Origin of the sequence: Geodermatophilus sp. Leaf369 (assembly GCF_001424455.1) — a bacterium.
Lineage (GTDB): Bacteria > Actinomycetota > Actinomycetes > Mycobacteriales > Geodermatophilaceae > Klenkia.
Window position 1 is genome coordinate 170584 of the sequence record NZ_LMQA01000004.1, and the last position, 19817, is coordinate 190400.

The window sequence follows — 19817 nt, forward strand, 5'->3', positions numbered from 1 at the left end:
CCGGTGGACCTGGGTCTGGGCGGTCGCGGCTACCTGCTCACCGGCGCGAGCCGGGGGCTGGGGTACGCGACCGCCCGGGCCCTGGTCGACGACGGGGCGCGGGTGCTGGTCAGCTCGCGCTCCGCGGAGTCCGTGGACGCCGCCGTCGCCTCCCTCGGGGGTGCGCCGGCGGCGTTCGGGCTGTCCGCCGACCTGGCTGCGCCTGCGGCGGCCGGGGACCTGGTGCGGACGGCGACGGAGCAGCTGGGGCGGGTCGACGGCGCCCTGGTCTCGGTCGGCGGCCCGAAGCCGGGCACCGTCCTGGACACCGACGAGGCCGACTGGCGCGACGCCGTCGACTCGGTGCTGCTGGGCACGATCCGACTGGTCAAGGCCCTCGTGCCGGTGCTGTCCGAGGGCGCCGCGATCGGCCTGGTGCTGTCCACCTCGGTCCGCCAGCCGATCGGCCACCTGGCCATCTCCAACGGGCTGCGCCCGGGCCTGGCGATGACCGCCAAGGCGCTCGCCGACGAGCTGGGCCCCCGCGGCATCCGGGTGTTCGGGCTGCTCCCGGGCACCATCGCCACCGACCGGATCACCGACATCGAGGCCGCCTCCGGTGAGCCCGCGGCCATGCGGGCCCGCACCGAGTCCGGCATCCCGCTGCGCCGGGTCGGCCGGCCCGAGGAGTTCGGCAAGGTCGCCGCCTTCGCCCTGTCGCCGGCCGCCGGCTACCTCACCGGCGTCATGATCCCGGTCGACGGCGGCCTCACGAGGGCGCTGTGAGCGCCCCCGGCTCCCCCGACCCCGTGCTGGTCGCCTGCGCGCACGGCACCCGCAACCCCACCGGGCGCCGGTTGATCGCCGAGCTGGCGCTGGCCGCCCGCGACCTGCGGCCGGGCCTGCAGACCACCGCGGCGTTCGTCGACGTCCAGCCGCCGACGGTCGGCGACGTCGTCGCCGGCCTGGCCGCCGAGGGCACCCCCGCGGTCGTCGTCCCGGTGCTGCTGTCCGGCGGCTTCCACGTGCACGTCGACATCGCCGGTGCCGTCGACGCGCACCCCGGCACGCTGTCGGCCCGCGCGCTGGGCCCGGACCTGCGCCTGGTCGACGTGCTGCTCACCAGGCTCCGCGCCGTCGGCGCCGACCCCGAGGACCCCACCACCGCCGTCGTCGTCGCCGCGGCCGGGTCGAGCGACCCCCGCGCGACCGCGGACGTCGAGGACACCGCCGACCTGCTGCAGCGCTCCTGGGCCGGACCGGTGACCACCGGCTACGGCTCGGCGGCCCAGCCCACCGTGCCCGACGCGATCGCCACCGCGCGGGCCGCCGGCGCCGAGCGCGTCGTGGTCGCGGCCTACCTGCTGGCGCCCGGGTACTTCCACGACAAGCTGGCCGAGGCCGGCGCCGACCTGGTCACCGCTCCCTTGCTGCCCGACGAGCGGATCGCGGCAGTGCTGCTCGACCGCTACGACGCCGCGGTGGAGACCGCGCGCCGCACCGCGGCGGTGCGCGCCCCCAACCGGGTCGAGACCCTGGACTTCTGGCCCAGTCCGGACGACGTCGACGCCTGACCCGGGTCAGGCCCCGGTGGCCACCGGGCGGACCGGGTCGGCCGACCACTCCGACCAGGAGCCCGGCCAGAGCGCCGCCTCCACGCCGGCGACGGCCAGCGCGGCCACCTCGTGGGCTGCGGTGACCCCGGAGCCGCAGTAGACCCCCACCCGGGTGTCCGCGGTGAGGCCCAGCGCGGCGAACCGGTCGGCGAGGTCGTCCCGGAAGCGGCCGTCGGCCAGGTTGTCGGTGGTCGGCGCACTCACCGCCCCGGGCACGTGACCGGCGCGCGGGTCGACCGGCTCCACCTCTCCGCGGTACCGCTCCCCCGGCCGGGCGTCCAGCAGCACACCGCCGGCCGCCGGCAGGCCGGCGGCCTCGTCCGCGGTGAGGACGGGCATGCCGCCGGCCGTGAGGACCACGTCGCCCGGGGCGGGGACGACGTCGCCGTCCTCCACCGGCCCGGTCCACCCCGCGAGTCCGCCGTCCAGGATGCGCACGTCGGCCACCCCGCCCCAGCGCAACAGCCACCAGGCGCGGGCGGCCGAGGTGCCCGGGCCGGCGTCGTAGACCACGACCCTGTCACCGGTGGAGACCCCCCAGCGGCGGGCCGCGGCCTGCAGGTCCTCGACGGCGGGCAGCGGGTGCCGGCCGGCGGCCGAGGGCGGCGCCGCGAGCTCGGTGTCCAGGTCGACGTACACCGCGCCCGGGAGGTGCCCGGTCAGGTACTGCTCGTGTCCGTCGGTGCGGCCCAGCGCCCAGCGGACGTCGAGCAGCACGGCACCGGCGACGTCGTCCGGGCCGGCGAGCACCGGGGTCACCGGGCGGCCTCGAGCTCCGCGGTGAGCGCGGCCACCGCGGCAGGCCGACCGTGGTAGCGGGCCGGGGTGGCGGTGAGGACGGAGATCTTCCAGCGGCGCCCGTCCTTGACCACGACCGCGGTGTGCACGGCGTGCAACGCGGGGTCCAGCCGGTCGGAGCCGACGTCCACCATGCCGGCGACCGCGTGCACGACCGCGACGTCCTCGGCCACGGTGCGCACCGAGCGGACGACGCCGACGTAGGCCGGGGTCTGGTGGTCGGCGAACAGCCGCCGCATGTCCGCGGCGATCTGCAGCCGGCCGTGGGCGGCACTGCCGTCGAACCCGATGACGTCGCCGTCGTCGGTGAGCACGGCGGAGATGCGGGCGCCGCTGCGGGCGTTCCACCCGGCCAGGTACTCGGCGTAGACCGACCGGATCTCGGCGTCGTCGGGATGGGTGGTGCTCATGGGGAGGCTCCCGGCGGTGGTGCGGGTGGGACGGCTGTGACGTTAGTGCTCAGCTCGAGACGACGACGGGCGACACGGTCTCCTCGCCCGAGGAGAACTGGGTGCGGTACAGGTCGGCGTACCGGTGGCCCAGCGCGAGCAGCTCCTCGTGGGTGCCCTGCTCGACGATGCGGCCGGCGTCGACGACGAGGATCAGGTCGGCGGCGCGGATGGTGGACAGCCGGTGCGCGATGACCAGCGAGGTGCGGCCAGCCAGCGCGGCGTCCAGCGCCTTCTGCACCGCGGCCTCGCTCTCGCTGTCCAGGTGCGCGGTGGCCTCGTCGAGGATGACCACGCCGGGGCCCTTGAGCAGCACCCGCGCGATCGCCAGCCGCTGCTTCTCCCCGCCCGACATCCGGTAGCCGCGGTCACCGACCACGGTCTCCAGGCCGTCGGGCAGCGAGGCGATGAGCGCGGCGATCCGGGCTCCGGTGAGCGCGGTCCAGAGCTGCTCCTCGGTCGCCTCGGGGCGGGCGTAGAGCAGGTTCGCCCGGATGGTGTCGTGGAAGAGGTGCGCGTCCTGACTGACCACGCCGATCGAGTCGCGCAACGAGTCCGCGGTTGCCTGCCGGACGTCCAGGCCGCCCACCCGCACGGTGCCCCCGGTGGCGTCGTAGAGCCGCGGCACGAGGTTGGCGATGGTGGACTTGCCCGCCCCCGAGTGCCCCACGAGCGCGACCAGCTGGCCGGGCTCGGCCCGGAAGCTGACCTCGTGCAGCACGGTGGCCTCCTCGCCGTGTTCGGGCAGCGAGAGGTCCTCCAGGGAGGCCAGCGACACCTCGGACGCCGTCGGGTAGTGGAAGGTCACGCGGTCGAACTCCACCGACCGGTCCGTCGTGGGCACCGGCCGGGCGTCGGGGGCGTCGGAGATCATCGGCTCGAGGTCGAGCACCTCGAAGACCCGGTCGAAGCTGACCATCGCGCTCATCACGTCGACCCGGACGTTGGACAGCGCGGTCAGCGGCCCGTAGAGCCGGGACAGCAGCAGCGCGAGGGAGACCACGGCGCCCGGGGACAACGAGCCGTCGAAGGCCAGCGATCCGCCCAGGCCGTAGACCAGCGCGGTGGCCAGGGCCGCGACGAGGGTGAGCGCGGTGAAGAAGGTGCGCCCGTACATCGCCGACAGCACACCGATGTCGCGCACCCGGGCGGCCCGGGAGCTGAAGGAGGCGACCTCGGCCTCGGGGCGACCGAACAGCTTGACCAGCAGCGCACCGGAGACGTTGAACCGCTCGGTCATCGTGGCGTTCATCGAGGCGTTGAGGCCGTAGGACTCCCGGGTGATCTCCTGCAGCTTGGCGCCGATGCGCTTGGCCGGGAGCACGAACAGCGGGACCATCACGATCGACAGCAGGGTGATCTGCCAGGACAGCGTGAACATGACGCCGGCGGTGAGCACCAGGCCGATCACGTTGGAGACCACGCCGCTCAGCGTCGAGGTGAACGCCTGCTGGGCACCGATCACGTCGTTGTTGAGCCGGCTGACCAGCGCGCCGGTCTGGGTGCGGGTGAAGAACGCGACCGGCATCCGCTGCACGTGGGCGAAGATCCGGGCGCGCAGGTCGTAGATGACGCCCTCACCGATCCGGGAGGAGTACCAGCGCTGGGCCAGGGAGCTGCCGGCGTCCAGCACCGCCAGACCGGCGATGAACAGCGCGATCCGGACGATGTCGCCGGCCGTGCCGTCCAGCCGGGCGATCCGGTTGACGATGTCGCCGGCCAGCAGCGGGGTGACCACGCCGATCACCGCCGAGACGACGACCAGGCTCAGGAACCAGGTCAGGTCGCGTCGGTAGGGACCGGCGATGCCGAGGATCCGCTTGACGGTGCCCTTCGGGATCTCCCGGCCGGCCTTTGGTTGCCGCTGGAAGGACCGCATCGCGGCCATCGAGGTCATCGGTGAGCTCATGGGGTGACCCCTCTCGTCCCCGCGCTCAACCCCGTGACCGCGGTGCCTGTTCCACCAGCGCGTGCAGCCTGCGCACCTGCGCGGCACGTTCGGCGGCGTCCTGGGCGTCGGTGTCCGTGGCCGCCGCCGCGCGCACGAGGGCGGCGGTCTCCCGGCTGGCCCGCACGTCGGGGCCCACGATCCCGGCGACCAGGGTGGCGACGGCGTCCTCGAGCTCCTCGGTGGGGACGACGACGGTCGCCAACCCGCTCGCCAGCGCCTCGGCCGCACCGACCTTGCGGCCGGTCAGGCACATCTCCAGCGCCCGGGAGTACCCGACCGCCTGCACCAGCGTGGAGGTGCCGGTGAGGTCGGGCACCAGCCCGAGCCGGGCCTCGGGCAGCGAGAAGGTGGCCTCGGTGCCGCAGACCCGGAGGTCGCAGGCCAGCGCCAGCTGCGCACCGGCGCCGATGGCGTGGCCCTGGACGACGGCGACGCTGACGATCCCCGGGGTGCGCAGCCACCGGAACCCGTCCTGGTACCCGCGGATGCGCTCACGGGCGCCGTCGTCACCGAGGGCGAGCAGGGCACCCAACCCGCCGGGCAGGTCGGGGTCGGTGGCGAAGAGCGAGCGGTCCAGCCCCGCGGAGAAGGCCCGGCCGGCCCCGCGGACCAGCACCACCCGGACCTCGTCGGGCAGGGTCGCGCCGATCTCGGCCAGGGCGTGCCAGGTCTCCGGCGTCTGGGCGTTGAGCTGCTCGGCCCGGTCCAGGGTGACGGTGAGGACCGGGCCGTCGAGCGAGGTGGTGACCCAGCCGCGGGCCGGGTCGCCGGTCACGAGCCGGCGCTGGAGCGGTTGGCCCCGCCGCGGCTGCGCAGGGTCGCACCGGACTCCGACAGCAGCCGGTGCACGAAGCCGTAGGAGCGGCCGGTGGAGGCCGCCAGCAGCCGGATGCTCTCCCCGCCGTCGTAGCGCTTGCGCAGCTCGTCGGCGAGGGTGCTGCGGTCCCCACCGGTGATCCGCTTGCCCTTCGCGAGCTCTGCGGTGCCCTCGGCAGGTGCGTTCGAGTCGGCCATGACTCCCCTCCGTGCCAGCGGGGTGCCGGCAACGCCGGAGCCGTCCGCTGGTCGCCCGGACCGCCGTCCTGATGACGTCGGCCTCTCCGACCGATGATCACCCAGTGCCGACGGTGCGGCCACTCAGCTCACGCGAGTTCGACGAGCTCCGCGAAGTCGGCCGACCAGGTGTCCTCGGTGCCGTCGGGCAGCAGGATGACCTTGTCCGGGTCCAGCGCGGTCACCGCGCCCTCGTCGTGGGTGACCAGCACGATGGCGCCCTGGTAGGTGCGCAGCGCCTCGAGCACCTGCTCGCGGCTGGCCGGGTCCAGGTTGTTGGTGGGCTCGTCGAGCAGCAGCACGTTGGCCGCCGAGCAGACCAGGGCGGCCATCGCCAGCCGGGTCTTCTCCCCACCGGACAGCGTGCCGGCCCGCTGGTCCACGGCGTCCCCGGAGAAGAGGAACGCACCCAGGATGCGACGCAGCTCGGTGGCGGTCTGGTCCGGTGCCGCGGACTGCATGATCTCCAGCAGCGAGCGGTCCATGTCCAGCGTCTCGTGCTCCTGGGCGTAGTAGCCCAGCCGCAGCCCGTGCCCGGCCTTGACCTCACCGGTGTCGGGCACCTCGGTGCCGGCCAGCATGCGCAGCAGGGTGGTCTTGCCTGCGCCGTTCAGGCCCAGGACGACGACGCGGGTGCCGCGGTCGATCGCCAGATCCACGCCGGTGAAGATCTCCAGCGACCCGTAGGACTTGGACAGGCGCTCGGCGGTCAGCGGGGTCTTGCCGCAGGGGGCGGGGGTCGGGAAGCGGAGCTTGGCGACCCGGTCCTGCACCCGCACCTGCTCCAGACCCGCGGCCAGGCGCTGGGCGCGCTTGTCCATCGACTGGGCGGCCTTGGCCTTGGTGGCCTTGGCACGCATCTTGTCCGCCTGGGCGGTGAGCGCACCGATCTTCTTCTCGGCGTTGGCCCGCTCGGAGCGGCGCCGGCGCTCGTCGGTCTCCCGGGCGTCCAGGTAGCGCTTCCAGCCCAGGTTGTAGACGTCGACGGTGGCCCGGTTGGCATCCAGGTGCCAGACCTTGTTGACCACGGCGGCGAGCAGCTCGACGTCGTGGCTGATCACGATGAGCCCACTGCGGTGGGTGGCCAGGAAGCCCTTGAGCCAGGCGATGGAGTCGGCGTCGAGGTGGTTCGTCGGCTCGTCGAGCAGCAACGTCTCTGCGTCGGAGAACAGGATCCGGGCCAGCTCGACGCGGCGCCGCTGACCACCGGACAGCGTGGACAGCGGCTGCTCCAGCACCCGGTCGGGCAGGCCCAGGTTGGTGCAGATGCGCGCGGCGTCGGACTCGGCGGCGTACCCGCCCATGGCGGCGAACTGGTCCTCGAGCCGGCCGTAGCGGCGGACGGCGCGGTCGCGCTCGGTGTCGTCGGCGGGCTCGGCCATGGCGACCTGGGCCTTGGTCAGCTGCGCCTTGAGCTCGTCCAGGCCACGGCCGGACAGCACCCGGTCACTCGCGCTGATCGACAGGTCACCGCTCAGGGTGTCCTGCGGGAGGTAGCCCAGCTCGCCGACCTGGTCGACCTTGCCGGCGTGCGGCACCCGCTCACCGGCCAGCGTGGTGAGCGTGGTCGTCTTGCCGGCGCCGTTGCGCCCGACCAGACCGATCCGGTCACCGGGCTGGACGCGCAGGTCCGCCTCGCTGATGAGGATGCGGCTCCCCGCGCGGAGCTCCAGGCCGGTGGTCGTGATCACTGAGCCCAGGGTAACCGCGTCGGGGCCGGGTTCCGAGGGGTTGCGACGGTGACGTCGGCGGCACCTGGCGCGCAGCTCGGGGCCGCGCCGGGCGGTCCACGCCCCTACCGTGGGCGGGTCGGCGTCTCCCGCGTCGCTCGGACCGGAGGAGGTGGACGTGCAGGCTGCCCCGCGCACCTATCCCCCGCCACCGCCGCCTCCGTACCCGCCGCCGACCCCGCCGCGAGCGTCCTCAGCCCCGTCGCCGTCCCGGCTGCCCGGCGTCAGCGCCCAGCAGGTCGTGCTGGGCACCGCCGTCGTCACCGTGCTGGGTTTCGTCCTCGCCGCCGCCCAGGTCGGTGCGTGGGTGGGCCTCGCGGTCGCCGCGTTGTTCGCCGTGGCCGGCGGCGCCTGCGCGTTCCTGGTGGCCCGCAGCGGGGCCGCGACGACCGCGGAGGCCCTGGCCGTCACCTCGGTGCTCACCACCGCCGCGGGGATCGGGCTGTGGGCGCGTGGCGAGCCGACCCCGGCCCCGCTCGTGGCCGCCCTCGCTGCCACCGCCGCCCTGCTGTGGACCGCGCTGCAGGTGGCCCCGGACCGGCTGCGCACCTGGCCGGTCGCCGCCCTGGTCGCCGGTCAGGTGGCCGTACTGTCCTGGCTGACCACCGACCCGCGCCCGTGGGACACCCCGGTCAGCGGCGCGGTGCTGGCTGTCGTCCTCCTCGCCGTGGCCGGGGTCGGGCTGGCCGTCGCCTGGACCGCGGACGGCGCGGGCCACGGGCTGCTCTCCCGGGTCGGGCTGCTCACCGCCGTGCCGTGGTGGGTGACCGGTGTCGTCGTCGCCCAGCAGGCGGCGTGGGGCGGTGCCGTCCCCGCCGCCGGGGCGACGGTGCTGGCCGGGGCCGGGCTGCTGGTCACCGCGGCCGACCGGGTGCCCGCTGTGCCCACCGGCGACCGGGACGTCGTCCCGGTGCTGGCCGGGGTGACCGCCGGCCTCGGGGTCGCCGGTGCGGCCCACGCGACGGGCGCGGACGCGGTGTCGCTGTCCGGGGTGGCCGGGCTGCTGCTCGCCGCCCTGGTGGCGGTGGCGGCCGCCCGCGGGAAGGACTGGGTGCCCCGGGACGCCGGGCTCGCCGCGGCCGTGGTGCTCACCGTGCTCGCGGTGCTGCAGGACGTCGCGGCCGCCCGGTGGGGCTGGGTCGCCCTGCTGCTGGTCTTCACGGCGCTCGCGTCGGGGCTCCTGTCGGCCCGCCGGTCGGAGAGCCGCCCGGAGACCATCCCGCTCACGGTCGGCTCGATCGCTGCGGCCCTGCTGCTGGCGCTGACCGACGCACCGGAGACCGGCATCGGGGCGGTGCTCGTGCTCGTGGCGGTGACCGCCGTGGTCCAGGCCGTCGTGCTGGCCCGGCGCCCCGCCCGGTCGGCGGACGAGCGACCCCTGGACGACCAGGGCCGTCCCGACCTCCGCGCCGCCTTCTCCCGCGCCGACGGCGGCAACCGCGCCGACGCCACCTCGAGGGGCGCCAGCGACGCCGACCGCCGGGCCTCGGCACCGACCGCGACCAGCGGCGCGGTGACCGGGGTCGTCGGGGTGCTGGTGGCCGCCGGGGGTGACCCGGCGTGGGTCACCCCCGCGCTGCTGACCGTGCTGGGCGCATCACTGCTGGGCTACGCCGCAGCGACGCACCGTCCGGCACACCTGGGCGCCGGGCTGCTCGTGCTGGCCGCGTGGTCGGCCACCGGTCAGCTGGGCTGGACCGGGCTGGAGCGGTGGACGGTCCCGCTGGCCCTGGGGCTGCTGCTGGCCCGGGGCCGGGAGCTGCAGGACGGGCCGTCGTGGCCGACCTGGGGGCCGGCGGTCGCGGTCGGCCTGCTGCCCTCGCTCGCCCTGGTGCTCCTCGACCCCGCCGAACCCCGGCACCCGGTGCTGCTGGTCGCCGGGGTGGCCGTCGCGCTGCTCGGCGTCGCCGGGCGGCTGCGGGCACCCTTCCAGCTGGGCACGCTGACCGTGGCCGGGGCGGCCGTCGCCTGGGCCGTCGACGCCGTGCCCGGACCCGGGCTGCTGGCGTTGCTGCTGGCCGGGTTGCTGTTGTTCTGGCTCGCCTGGGGCGCCGACCGCGAGGCCGGCAGCACGCTGCGGGAACGGGTCGCGGCCTTCCGCTGAGTCAGCTGCCGAACAGCGACTCGGCGCAGACCGGGCGGTACCCCGCCAGCAGGAACGACCGCAGCGACGCGGTGTTCGCCGGCGCCACCTGGGCCCACAGCGGACCGGGCACCAGCGCGGGGGCGGCGGCGGCCAGCGCAGTGCCCAGCCCGCGGCCGCGGGCGTCCGGGTCGACCTCCATCGAGACCTCCCAGCGTCCGGCCAGGCCTCGTCCGAGGGTCAGCACCCCGGCGCCGTCCGCCGTGCCCAGCACCCGCACGTCGGTACGGTGTCGGTGCGCCCGCTGCACCCGCGGGTGGTCGCCTGCTTCCAGCGGCTGTAACGGGATGCCCGGGGCCCGCGCGGGCGGCGCGACGAGGACGGCGTCCACCACACCCGGCTCGACCCCGGTCTCGTCGGCCAGGGCCGACAGGAACCGCGCGGACAGCGGGGCGGCGATGGGGTCCGGCGACCGTGCGATCCAGGCCGTCACCCAGGCCGGGTCGACGTCGGCGCCGACCACGGCCCAGGCGGTGCCGCCCACGACGACGGCCCGCGCCCCGAGGGGCGCGGGCCGTGTCGTGACGCTGCCGTCAGCCGGCGGGTGCTCCCCCGCTGCCAGCGCGTCGAACAGGTCGTCCAGTGCTAGACCCGGAACCCGAGGGCGCGGAGCTGCTCCCGACCGTCGTCGGTGATCTTGTCCGGGCCCCACGGCGGCATCCAGACCCAGTTGATCCGGATGTCCTCGACCAGGCCGGGGCCGGGGCCACCGGTGAGGGCCTGGCGGGCCTGGTCCTCGATGACGTCGGTCAGCGGGCAGGCCGCCGAGGTCAGCGTCATGTCGATGACGGCGACGTTGGCGTCGTCCACCTCGATGCCGTAGACGAGGCCCAGGTCGACGACGTTGACCCCGAGCTCGGGGTCGACGACGTCACGCATGGCCTCCTCGAGCTCCTCGAGGTCGGGCTTGATCAGCGGGGCCGCGGGGGCAGCGGTCTCGACGGTGGTCTCGGTGGTCTCGCTCATGCGGACTCCTCCGTGGTCGGGGTGGGGTCGGACGGCGTCCAGGCACGGGCGCTGGCGTCCTTCAGGGCCATCCAGCTCATCAGCGCGCACTTGACCCGCGCCGGGTACTTCGACACCCCGGCGAACGCGACGGCGTCCTCCAGGCTGTCCTCGAGCTCGTCGGCCACGGACGTGTCGCCCTTGGCCTGCATCAACCGGACGAAGTCCTCACCGGTGGCCAGGGCCTCGGTCACGCTCTTGCCGACGACCAGGTCGTACATCGCCGACACCGAGGCCTGGCTGATCGAGCAGCCCTGCCCCTCGTAGGAGACGTCGGTGAGGGTGTCGCCCTCGACCTTGACCCGCAGGGTCACCTCGTCGCCGCACGTGGGGTTGACGTGGTGCACCTCGGCGTCGAACGGGTCACGCAGACCGCGGCCGTGGGGGTTCCGGTAGTGGTCCAGGATGATCTCCTGGTACATGTCCTGCAGCTTCATCAGGCCTCCTCCACCGCGTCAACACCGAAGAACCGCTGGGCATGCCGGACGGCCTCCACCAGGGCGTCGACGTCGTCGTACCCGGTGTGCACGTAGAACGTGGCGCGGGTGGTGGCCGGCACGCCCATCCGGCGGACGACGGGCCACGCGCAGTGGTGCCCGACCCGGACGGCGACGCCCTGGTCGTCGAGCACCTGGCCGACGTCGTGCGGGTGGATGCCGTCGACGGTGAAGCTGATCGCTCCCCCGCGGGCCACGGTGTCGGCCGGGCCGATCACCCGGACGCCCGGGATCGCCTGCAGCTGCGCCAGGGCGTACTCGGTGAGCGCCTCCTCGTGGGCCAGGACGGTGTCCATGCCCAGCGCGGTGAGGTAGTCGCATGCCGCGGCCAGCCCGACGACCTGCGCGGTCATCGGCACGCCGGCCTCGAAGCGCTGCGGCGGCGGGGCGAAGGTGCTGCCCTCCATCCGGACGACCTCGATCATCGAGCCGCCGGTGAGGAACGGCGGCAGTGCCGCGAGCACCTCGGCGCGGCCCCAGAGCACGCCGACCCCGGTGGGGCCGAGCATCTTGTGCCCGGAGAACACCAGGAAGTCCGCCCCCAGCGCGGCCACGTCGACCGGCTGGTGCGGCACGGACTGCGCCCCGTCGACCATCACCAGCGCACCGACCTCGTGCGCACGGGCGATGATCGGGGCCAGCGGCGGCATCGTGCCCAGGATGTTCGACTGCTGGGTGACCGTGACGAGCTTGGTGCGCTCGTTGACCACGGTGTCCAGGTCAGACAGGTCCAGCCGGCCCTCGTCGGTGATCCCCAGCCAGCGCAGGGTCGCCCCGGTGCGCTCGCAGAGCTGCTGCCACGGGATGAGGTTGGCGTGGTGCTCCATCTCGGTCACCACGATCTCGTCGCCCTGACCGACCGCGTACCGGTGGAACTCCGGCTCCTTGGCGGTGACCGCGTTGCTCATCGCGTACGCCACCAGGTTGATCGCCTCGGTGGAGTTGCGGGTGAACACGACCTCGTCGGTCTGCGCGCCGATGAAGGAGGCGATCGTCGCCCGGGCCTGCTCGTAGGCCTCGGTGGCCTCCTCGGCCAGGGCGTGCGCACCCCGGTGCGGGGCGGCGTTGACGTTCTCGTAGAACCAGCGCTCGGCGTCCAGCACCTGGCGTGGCTTCTGCGAGGTGGCACCGGAGTCCAGGTAGACCAGCCGCTTCCCGTCCCGGACCGTGCGGCCCAGGATCGGGAAGTCGGCGCGGACCGCCTCGACGTCCAGCGGGAGCGGTGCGCGCTCCGTCTCGGAGCGCGAGGCGGTCACGGTCATGCCGTGGCCGACCCGCTCAGCGAGGCAGCGGCGTCGGAGGCGACCAGCGCGTCGGCGTCGGCCTTGAGGTAGGAGGCGTAGCCCTCGGCCTCCAGCTTGTCGGCCAGCTCCTTGCCGCCCTCCTCGACGACCCGACCGGCGACGAAGACGTGCACGAAGTCGGGCTCGATGTAGCGCAGGATCCGGGTGTAGTGCGTGATCAGCAGGACGCCGACGGCGCTGCTGGCCTTGGCCCGGTTGACGCCCTCGGAGACCACGCGCAGGGCGTCGACGTCCAGGCCGGAGTCGGTCTCGTCGAGGATCGCGATCTTCGGCTTGAGCAGGCCCATCTGGAGGATCTCGTGGCGCTTCTTCTCACCACCGGAGAAGCCCTCGTTGACGTTGCGCTCGGCGAAGGCGGCGTCCATCTCGAGCGCCTCCATCTCGGTGCGCACGTCCTTGACCCAGGTGCGCAGCTTGGGCGCCTGGCCGGTGACGGCGGTGGCCGCGGTGCGCAGGAAGTTGGACACCGAGACGCCGGGCACCTCGACCGGGTACTGCATGGCCAGGAACAGGCCGGCCCGGGCGCGCTCGTCGACGGTCATCGCGAGGACGTCCTCGCCGTCGAGGGTCACGGTGCCGCCGGTGATCGTGTACTTCGGGTGCCCGGCGATGGAGTAGGCCAGGGTGGACTTGCCGGAGCCGTTGGGCCCCATGATCGCGTGGGTCTCGCCGCTGCGGATGGTGAGGTCGACGCCGCGGAGGATCTCCTTGGTCTCGTCGCCCTCCCCGACCGTGACGTGCAGGTCGCGGATCTCCAGCACGCTGCCGGTGGTCTCGGTCATGTGGTGCCTCTCAGTTCTCGGCCGCGGAGGTGTCGACGAGGACGTCGTCGCCCTCGACGCGGACCGGGTGGGTGGTGACCGGCTGGTTCGCCGGCAGGTTGGTGGGTGCGCCGGTGCGCAGGTCGAAGCACGACCCGTGCCAGGTGCACTCGATGGTGGGGACGCCGTCGATCACCTCGACGTCGCCGTCGCTGAGCGGGTAGTCCTGGTGCGAGCACAGGTCGGTGAGTGCGTAGACCTGTCCGTCGTACCGGGCGAGGACCAGCTCGAGGTCCCCGAGGACGACGGGCGTGGCGCCGTCCTCGGGGACCTCGGAGAGGGCACAGGCCCGCTGGAAGCTCATGCCGGCTGGAGCTCCGTGGCGTGCTCGTCCACGTCCTGGGCCTCGAGGCCCGGCAGGGCACCGAGGCGCTGCTCGATGGTGCCCATCAGCCGGTCGGCCAGCTCGGGGACGGCGATCTTCTGCACGACGTCGGCGAAGAAGCCGCGGACGACGAGCCGGCGGGCGGTCTCGGCGTCGATGCCACGCGAGCAGAGGTAGAACAGCTGCTCGTCGTCGAACCGGCCGGTGGCGCTGGCGTGGCCGGCGCTGACGATCTCACCGGTCTCGATCTCGAGGTTGGGCACCGAGTCGGCGCGGGCGCCGTCGGTGAGCACCAGGTTGCGGTTGAGCTCGTAGGTCTCGGTGCCGGTCGCCGCGGGGCGGATCCGGACGTCCCCGACCCACACGGTGTGCGCGGCCTCGCCCTGCAGCGCGCCCTTGTAGACGACGTTGCTGACGCAGTTGGGCGTGGCGTGGTCGACCCAGAGGCGGTGCTCCTGGTGCTGGGTCTCGTCGGCGAAGTAGACGCCCGACAGCTCGGCGGTCCCGCCGGGGCCGGCGTACTCCACGTTGCTGACCAGCCGGACCATGTCCCCGCCGAGGGTCACCACGACCTGGCGGAAGGTGGCGTCCCGGCCGACGACGGCGTCGTACTGGCCGCCGTGCGCGGTTCCGGGGGCCCACTCCTGCACGCTGATCAGCTCGACGTGCGCGCCGTCGCCGACGAGCACGGTGACCGAGCCGGCGTACTTGGCCGAGCCGGAGTGGTCCAGCACGACGGTCGCCTTGGCGAACCGGCCGACCTCGATCACGGTCTGGCCCCACACGACCTCGTCGGAGCCGGTGCCGCGCAGCGACAGCGTGACCGGACGGTCCAGCTGTGCCTCGGCGGGCACGCGGACGACGGTCGCGCCACCGGCGTTGACCCGGGTCAGGGCCGCGAGCCGGTCGACCGGCTTGGGCAGGCCCTGCAGGATCGCGTCGTCGGCACCGACGGTCGACAGCTCGACCCCGTCGGGCAGGTCGGTCTGCAGCTCCAGGCGGGCGTCGGACGCCGCACCCTCGAGCAGCGGGCGGACCCGCTTCATCGGGGTGAAGCGCCAGGACTCCTCGCGACCGGTGACGACGGGGAAGTCCTCGGGGTCGTCGGAGGAGAACCGCTCGGCCGGCGAGCCGGTCGGCGCGGGACCGCCGTGGCTGTGCGCACCCGCCCCGGCACCGGCGGTGCCGGTGTCGGAGGCGGGGGTGGTCGGCGGGCCGGCCTGCGCACCCACGCCGGGGGCGAAGAGCTCGCCGGCGAGGGCCGCGGAGTCGGTCGTGAGGGTCGTCTGTGGGTCGGTCATCAGCCGACGGCACCTTCCATCTGCAGCTCGATCAGGCGGTTCAGCTCGAGGGCGTACTCCATCGGCAGCTCCCGGGCGATCGGCTCGACGAAGCCGCGCACGACCATCGCCATCGCCTCGTCCTCGGAGAGGCCACGGCTCATCAGGTAGAAGAGCTGGTCCTCGCTGACCCGGGAGACGGTCGCCTCGTGGCCCATGGACACGTCGTCCTCGCGGACGTCGACGTAGGGGTAGGTGTCCGAGCGGCTGATCGTGTCGACCAGCAGCGCGTCGCACTTCACCGTGGAGCGGGAGCCGTGAGCACCCTCGTCGATCTGCACCAGGCCCCGGTAGGAGGTCCGGCCGCCACCGCGGGCGACGGACTTGCTGATGATGTTCGAGGAGGTGTGCGGGGCGGCGTGCACCATCTTGGCGCCGGCGTCCTGGTGCTGGCCCTCGCCGGCGAAGGCGATGGAGAGCACCTCGCCCTTGGCGTGCTCACCGGTCATCCACACGGCCGGGTACTTCATCGTCACCTTGGAGCCGATGTTGCCGTCGACCCACTCCATGGTCGCGCCCTCGTGGGCCACGGCCCGCTTGGTGACCAGGTTGTAGACGTTGTTCGACCAGTTCTGGATGGTCGTGTACCGGCAGCGGGCGTTCTTCTTCACGACGATCTCGACGACCGCGGAGTGCAGCGAGTCCGACTTGTAGATCGGCGCGGTGCAGCCCTCGACGTAGTGCACGTAGGCGCCCTCGTCGATGATCATCAGGGTCCGCTCGAACTGGCCCATGTTCTCGGTGTTGATCCGGAAGTAGGCCTGCAGCGGGATCTCCACGTTGACGCCCGGGGGCACGTAGATGAAGGAGCCACCGGACCACACGGCGGTGTTCAGCGCGGAGAACTTGTTGTCCCCGGACGGGATCACCGAGCCGAAGTACTCGCGGAACAGGTCCTCGTGCTCGCGCAGCGCGGTGTCGGTGTCCAGGAACAGGACGCCCTGCTCCTCGAGGTCCTCGCGGATCGAGTGGTAGACGACCTCGGACTCGTACTGGGCGGCGACACCGGAGACCAGGCGCTGCTTCTCGGCCTCGGGGATGCCCAGCTTGTCGTAGGTGTTCTTGATGTCGGCCGGGAGGTCGTCCCAGGTCGCGGCCTGCTTCTCCGTCGACCGCACGAAGTACTTGATGTTGTCGAAGTCGATGCCGGAGAGGTCGGAACCCCAGTCGGGCATGGGCTTCTTGCCGAAGATCTTGAGGGCCTTGAGGCGGCGCTCGAGCATCCACTCCGGCTCGTTCTTGCGGCGGGAGATGTCCCGCACGACGTCCTCGTCGATGCCACGACGGGACGAGGCGCCGGCGACGTCGGCGTCAGCCCAGCCGTACTTGTAGCGGCCGAGCTGGTCGATCTGCTCGTCCTGGGTCAGGGGGGTGACCGGCTGCTCTGTGGTGGTCATGCGGGTGTCCTCTCCCGGGCGGTCTGTCGGGTGTGGCTCGGTGCGGGGCGGCGCTGGTCCGCCCGCTCGTTCTGTACAGGGCCGAGCGGGCGGGTTGTGTTCCCGCCCGGACGGCTCCCGGGTATGTGGGTGGTGCAGACCCCGTCGCCGTGGGCGATGGTGGCCAGCCGCTGCACGTGGGTGCCGACCAGCCGGCCGATGACCGCGGTCTCGGCCTCGCACAGCTGGGGGAACTCGGCGGCCACGTGGGCGACCGGACAGTGGTGCTGGCACAGCTGCCCACCACTGGAGATCGCCGAGGCCGAGGCAGCGTAGCCCTCGGCGGTGAGCGCCTCGGCGAGCACCTGGGCGCGGTCGGCGGGCTCCGGGCCGGTGGTCGACGCGGCCCGCTCGACGGCGGTGGAGCAGCGCTCCTCCAGCCCGGCGAGCTGCTGCTCGGCGACGTCGCGGACGGCGTCGGGGCCACCGTGCCGGGCGACGAACCGCAGCGCGGTGAGCGCCAGGTCGTCGTAGGCGTGCGGGAAGCCCGAGCGGCCGGCGTCGGTGAGCGTGAAGTGCCTCGCCGGACGGCCGCGGCCGCGGACCGACCCGGGCAGCGCACGCTCGGCGACCCGGCCCTCGGCCACGAGGGAGTCCAGGTGCCGGCGGACGGCGGCCGGGGAGACCCCCAGCCGGGTGGCCAGCTCGGTCGCGGTCTGGGCGCCGTGCTCAAGCAGGAGCCCGGTCACGCGGTCGCGGGTGCGCCCGTCGTCGGCCGGTGCCGACGTGCGGGCGGACTGCGCCGCGGTGGATTCCACAACACGAGTGTGCGCTATATCCGGAGGCTCGCAAGCAAGGTCGCCCTAACCCGAACGCGCAGCTCCGGGCGCAGGACGGGGCCCGGACGACGTGCGTCCGAGCCCCGTGGCACTGCGTGCCAGGTCAGACGGCGACCGGCTCCTCGAGCGGCTGCTCGACGACCAGGTCGAGCTCGCCGTCGACGACCCCGACGACCAGGTGTCCACCGGCGGCGAGAGCACCGGAGAGCACCAGCCGGGAGACGGGGTTGTCCACCGAGCGCTGGATCGTCCGCCGCAGCGGGCGGGCGCCGAACTCGGGCTCGTGGCCCCGTTCGGCCAACCAGCGCACCGCCTCGGGGGCGAACTCGACGCTGATCCCCTGTGCGGTCAGCCGGGCCCGGGTCTCCCCCAGCAGCAGGTCGGTGATCTCGGCCAGCTGGTCGGTCTCGAGCTGGCGGAAGACCACGATCTCGTCGATCCGGTTGAGGAACTCCGGTCGGAAGGAGTCCTTGAGCTGGCGCATCATCGCCGTCCGCAGCCCGTCGTCGGCCGAGCGGCTGCTGCTGCCGAAGCCCAGCGGCTCCCGGTTGCCCACCACCAGCTCCGAACCCAGGTTGCTGGTCATCACCACGACGGTGTTGCGGAAGTCGACGGTGCGGCCCTGGGCGTCGGTGAGCCGGCCGTCGTCCAGCACCTGGAGCAGCGTGTGGAAGACGTCCGGGTGGGCCTTCTCGACCTCGTCGAGCAGCACCACCGAGTACGGACGACGGCGCACGGCCTCGGTGAGCTGGCCGGCGTCCTCGTACCCCACGTAGCCGGGGGGCGAGCCGATCAACCGGGAGACCGTGTGCCGCTCCTGGTACTCGCTCATGTCGATCCGGACCATCGTGTCCTCGTCGCCGAACAGCGCCTCGGCCAGGGCCTTGGCCAGCTCGGTCTTGCCGACGCCGGTGGGGCCGAGGAACAGGAAGCTGCCGATCGGCCGGTCCGGGTCGCCCAGGCCGACCCTCGAGCGGCGGACCGCCTCGGCGACCACCTCGACCGCGTCGCCCTGACCGACCACCCGTTGGTGCAGGTGGTCCTCCAGGCGGAGCAGCCGCTCGCGGTCGGCCTCGGTGAGCCGGGCGGCGGGGATGCCGGTGGCCCGGCTGAGCACCTCGGCGACGTCGTCCACCCCGACCACCGGCACGTCGTCCCCGGCGCGGTCGAGCCGGGCCTGCGCCTCGGTCACCCGGTCGCGCAGCTCGGAGGCGCGCTCGTACTGCTCGGCGGCCACGGCGGCGTCCTTCTCCACCCCGAGGCGGACGAGCTCCTGCTCGAGCTGGTCACGGTCGGCGGTCGGGGCACCGGCCGTGCGGCGCCGGCGGGCACCGGCCTGGTCGACCAGGTCGATCGCCTTGTCCGGCAGCTGCCGGTCGGTGACGTACCGGTCGGACAGCTCGACGGCCGCGACGAGCGCGTCGTCGGTGAACCGCACGTGGTGGTGGTCCTCGTAGCGCTGCCGCAGCCCGCGCAGGACGAGGACGGCGTCGGCCACCGTGGGCTCGGCGACCCGCACCGGCTGGAACCGGCGCTCCAGGGCCGGGTCGGCCTCGATGCTGCGCCGGTACTCGGTCAGCGTGGTGGCGCCGATGACGTGCAGCTCACCGCGGGCCAGTGCCGGCTTGAGCATGTCGGCGGCCCCCGCGGAGCCCTGGACGGCGCCGGCCCCGACGACGGTGTGCAGCTCGTCGATGAAGAGCACCACCTCGTCGGCGTGCGCCTGCACCTCGGCGATGACGGCAGTCATCCGCTCCTCGAAGTCACCGCGGTGCTTGGTGCCGGCGACCATGCCGGTGAGGTCCAGCTCCACGAGCCGCTTGCCGCGCAGGGAGTCCGGGACGTCCTCGCCCACCATCAGCTGGGCGATGCCCTCGACGACGGCGGTCTTGCCGACACCCGCCTCGCCCAGCAGCACCGGATTGTTCTTGGTGCGCCGGGCCAGGACGTCGACGGTCTGCTCGATCTCGGACTCCCGCCCGATCACCGGGTCCAGCCGGCCCTCGCGGGCAGCGTCGGTGAGGTCGCGACCGAACCGGTCCAGCGTCGGGGTGCTGCTGGCGGGCTCGGCCGGCTCCTGCGCGGCCTCCTGCAGCGTCTGCGGGGTGACCCCGCGGTCGGCCAGCCGCCGGCCGGCGGCGGACTCGGGGTGCGCGGACAACGCCAGGAGCAGGTGCTCCGGGCCGATCGCCGGGGAGCCGAAGGCACGGGAGAGCTGGTGGGCCTCGCGCAGGGCGCGCTCGGTGCCCGGGCTCACCGGGGGCGCGCTGTCCCGGGCGGTGCCGGTGTCGAGCCGGGCGGCCAGGTCGGCGCGCAGCAGGTCGGGGTCGGCGCCGCTGCGGGTCAGCAGGGTGCGGGTGGGCTCGACCGCGGCCAGCGCCCACAGCAGGTGGTCGGTGTCCAGGGCGGGCGCGCCCCAGCCGGCGGCCTGCCGGGTGGCCTCGGTGACGGCCTCGCGGGCCGGGTCGGTCAGCAGGGCGGTGACGTCGAAGCGACGACGGCGGGCGGCGGAGTCGGTGTCGAACGGAGTGGTCACGCGTGCACCTCTCGGGTGTCTGGGTGGCGCCGTCCCCGGCGCCCACGGACCGGTG

Annotated in this window: 19 protein-coding genes; 3 read left to right on the top strand and 16 right to left on the bottom strand. The window is 73.9% G+C overall.

What is annotated here, in order from left to right:
• Positions 1-3 precede the first annotated feature (3 nt).
• The gene (locus ASG36_RS17190) at positions 4-765 is read left to right on the top strand and encodes an SDR family oxidoreductase (RefSeq protein ID WP_055766742.1); all 762 of its coding nucleotides are present in this window, start codon (positions 4-6) and stop codon (positions 763-765) included.
• Complete coding sequence (locus ASG36_RS17195) at positions 762-1553, top strand: sirohydrochlorin chelatase (RefSeq protein ID WP_235495172.1); 792 nt, start codon at positions 762-764, stop codon at positions 1551-1553. The genes ASG36_RS17190 and ASG36_RS17195 overlap by 4 nt, the downstream gene beginning before the upstream one ends.
• 6 nt (positions 1554-1559) lie before the next feature.
• On the opposite strand, the gene ASG36_RS17200 is transcribed toward ASG36_RS17195, so the two are convergent.
• From ASG36_RS17200 to abc-f, 6 genes are all read right to left on the bottom strand, one after another.
• The gene (locus ASG36_RS17200) at positions 1560-2354 is read right to left on the bottom strand and encodes a sulfurtransferase (protein ID WP_055766748.1); all 795 of its coding nucleotides are present in this window, start codon (positions 2352-2354) and stop codon (positions 1560-1562) included.
• The gene (locus ASG36_RS17205) at positions 2351-2803 is read right to left on the bottom strand and encodes an SgcJ/EcaC family oxidoreductase (protein ID WP_055766751.1); all 453 of its coding nucleotides are present in this window, start codon (positions 2801-2803) and stop codon (positions 2351-2353) included. The genes ASG36_RS17200 and ASG36_RS17205 overlap by 4 nt, the downstream gene beginning before the upstream one ends.
• 49 nt (positions 2804-2852) lie before the next feature.
• Positions 2853-4751 carry an ABC transporter ATP-binding protein gene (locus tag ASG36_RS17210; protein WP_055766754.1) on the bottom strand — a complete coding sequence of 633 codons (1899 nt, stop codon included), beginning with the start codon at positions 4749-4751 and terminating at the stop codon, positions 2853-2855.
• A 25-nt stretch (positions 4752-4776) separates the two neighbouring features.
• Entirely contained in the window at positions 4777-5568 is a 792-nt protein-coding gene (locus tag ASG36_RS17215; protein WP_055766757.1) for an enoyl-CoA hydratase/isomerase family protein, read from the bottom strand.
• Positions 5565-5807: a helix-turn-helix domain-containing protein gene (locus tag ASG36_RS17220; RefSeq protein WP_055766760.1), complete on the bottom strand. Its 243-nt coding sequence runs from the start codon at positions 5805-5807 to the stop codon at positions 5565-5567. The genes ASG36_RS17215 and ASG36_RS17220 overlap by 4 nt, the downstream gene beginning before the upstream one ends.
• Positions 5808-5935: 128 nt before the next feature.
• Positions 5936-7537: a ribosomal protection-like ABC-F family protein gene (gene abc-f / locus ASG36_RS17225; RefSeq protein WP_055766763.1), complete on the bottom strand. Its 1602-nt coding sequence runs from the start codon at positions 7535-7537 to the stop codon at positions 5936-5938.
• A 157-nt stretch (positions 7538-7694) separates the two neighbouring features.
• Between abc-f and ASG36_RS17230 the strand changes: the two genes are divergently transcribed.
• Positions 7695-9680 carry an SCO7613 C-terminal domain-containing membrane protein gene (locus ASG36_RS17230; RefSeq protein WP_157498903.1) on the top strand — a complete coding sequence of 662 codons (1986 nt, stop codon included), beginning with the start codon at positions 7695-7697 and terminating at the stop codon, positions 9678-9680.
• A 1-nt stretch (position 9681) separates the two neighbouring features.
• Here ASG36_RS17230 and ASG36_RS17235 read toward each other — a convergent pair whose 3' ends face one another.
• The 10 genes from ASG36_RS17235 to ASG36_RS17280 all read right to left on the bottom strand — a co-directional run bounded on the left by ASG36_RS17235 (position 9682) and on the right by ASG36_RS17280 (position 19762).
• Positions 9682-10203 carry a GNAT family N-acetyltransferase gene (locus ASG36_RS17235; protein WP_200944545.1) on the bottom strand — a complete coding sequence of 174 codons (522 nt, stop codon included), beginning with the start codon at positions 10201-10203 and terminating at the stop codon, positions 9682-9684.
• Between the two features lie 101 nt (positions 10204-10304).
• Positions 10305-10685: a metal-sulfur cluster assembly factor gene (locus tag ASG36_RS17240; RefSeq protein WP_055766769.1), complete on the bottom strand. Its 381-nt coding sequence runs from the start codon at positions 10683-10685 to the stop codon at positions 10305-10307.
• Positions 10682-11161 carry a Fe-S cluster assembly sulfur transfer protein SufU gene (sufU, locus tag ASG36_RS17245; protein ID WP_055766773.1) on the bottom strand — a complete coding sequence of 160 codons (480 nt, stop codon included), beginning with the start codon at positions 11159-11161 and terminating at the stop codon, positions 10682-10684. The genes ASG36_RS17240 and sufU overlap by 4 nt, the downstream gene beginning before the upstream one ends.
• Positions 11161-12483, bottom strand: a complete 1323-nt coding sequence (locus ASG36_RS17250) for a cysteine desulfurase (RefSeq protein ID WP_055766776.1) — start codon at positions 12481-12483, stop codon at positions 11161-11163. The genes sufU and ASG36_RS17250 overlap by 1 nt, the downstream gene beginning before the upstream one ends.
• Entirely contained in the window at positions 12480-13307 is an 828-nt protein-coding gene (gene sufC / locus ASG36_RS17255; protein ID WP_055766779.1) for a Fe-S cluster assembly ATPase SufC, read from the bottom strand. The genes ASG36_RS17250 and sufC overlap by 4 nt, the downstream gene beginning before the upstream one ends.
• Positions 13308-13317: 10 nt before the next feature.
• Positions 13318-13650: a non-heme iron oxygenase ferredoxin subunit gene (locus tag ASG36_RS17260; RefSeq protein ID WP_055766781.1), complete on the bottom strand. Its 333-nt coding sequence runs from the start codon at positions 13648-13650 to the stop codon at positions 13318-13320.
• Complete coding sequence (gene sufD / locus ASG36_RS17265; protein ID WP_055766784.1) at positions 13647-14972, bottom strand: Fe-S cluster assembly protein SufD; 1326 nt, start codon at positions 14970-14972, stop codon at positions 13647-13649. Before sufD ends, ASG36_RS17260 begins: the two co-directional genes overlap by 4 nt.
• Positions 14972-16408 carry a Fe-S cluster assembly protein SufB gene (gene sufB / locus ASG36_RS17270; protein WP_055766787.1) on the bottom strand — a complete coding sequence of 479 codons (1437 nt, stop codon included), beginning with the start codon at positions 16406-16408 and terminating at the stop codon, positions 14972-14974. Before sufB ends, sufD begins: the two co-directional genes overlap by 1 nt.
• Complete coding sequence (locus ASG36_RS17275) at positions 16405-17205, bottom strand: metalloregulator ArsR/SmtB family transcription factor (protein WP_055766791.1); 801 nt, start codon at positions 17203-17205, stop codon at positions 16405-16407. Before ASG36_RS17275 ends, sufB begins: the two co-directional genes overlap by 4 nt.
• Before the next feature lie 124 nt (positions 17206-17329).
• Positions 17330-19762 (bottom strand): ATP-dependent Clp protease ATP-binding subunit, encoded by a 2433-nt coding sequence (locus tag ASG36_RS17280; RefSeq protein WP_055766794.1) that lies wholly within the window; start codon positions 19760-19762, stop codon positions 17330-17332.
• Positions 19763-19817 lie beyond the last annotated feature (55 nt).

Excerpts from the sequence above, each read along its gene's own strand:
- ASG36_RS17205 (WP_055766751.1), bottom strand. The coding sequence starts at position 2,803 with ATGAGCACCACCCATCCCGACGACGCCGAGATCCGGTCGGTCTACGCC.
- ASG36_RS17210 (WP_055766754.1), bottom strand. The coding sequence starts at position 4,751 with ATGAGCTCACCGATGACCTCGATGGCCGCGATGCGGTCCTTCCAGCGG.
- ASG36_RS17220 (WP_055766760.1), bottom strand. The coding sequence starts at position 5,807 with ATGGCCGACTCGAACGCACCTGCCGAGGGCACCGCAGAGCTCGCGAAG.
- ASG36_RS17240 (WP_055766769.1), bottom strand. The coding sequence starts at position 10,685 with ATGAGCGAGACCACCGAGACCACCGTCGAGACCGCTGCCCCCGCGGCC.
- sufU (WP_055766773.1), bottom strand. The coding sequence starts at position 11,161 with ATGAAGCTGCAGGACATGTACCAGGAGATCATCCTGGACCACTACCGG.
- ASG36_RS17250 (WP_055766776.1), bottom strand. The coding sequence starts at position 12,483 with ATGACCGTGACCGCCTCGCGCTCCGAGACGGAGCGCGCACCGCTCCCG.
- sufC (WP_055766779.1), bottom strand. The coding sequence starts at position 13,307 with ATGACCGAGACCACCGGCAGCGTGCTGGAGATCCGCGACCTGCACGTC.
- ASG36_RS17260 (WP_055766781.1), bottom strand. The coding sequence starts at position 13,650 with ATGAGCTTCCAGCGGGCCTGTGCCCTCTCCGAGGTCCCCGAGGACGGC.
- sufD (WP_055766784.1), bottom strand. The coding sequence starts at position 14,972 with ATGACCGACCCACAGACGACCCTCACGACCGACTCCGCGGCCCTCGCC.
- sufB (WP_055766787.1), bottom strand. The coding sequence starts at position 16,408 with ATGACCACCACAGAGCAGCCGGTCACCCCCCTGACCCAGGACGAGCAG.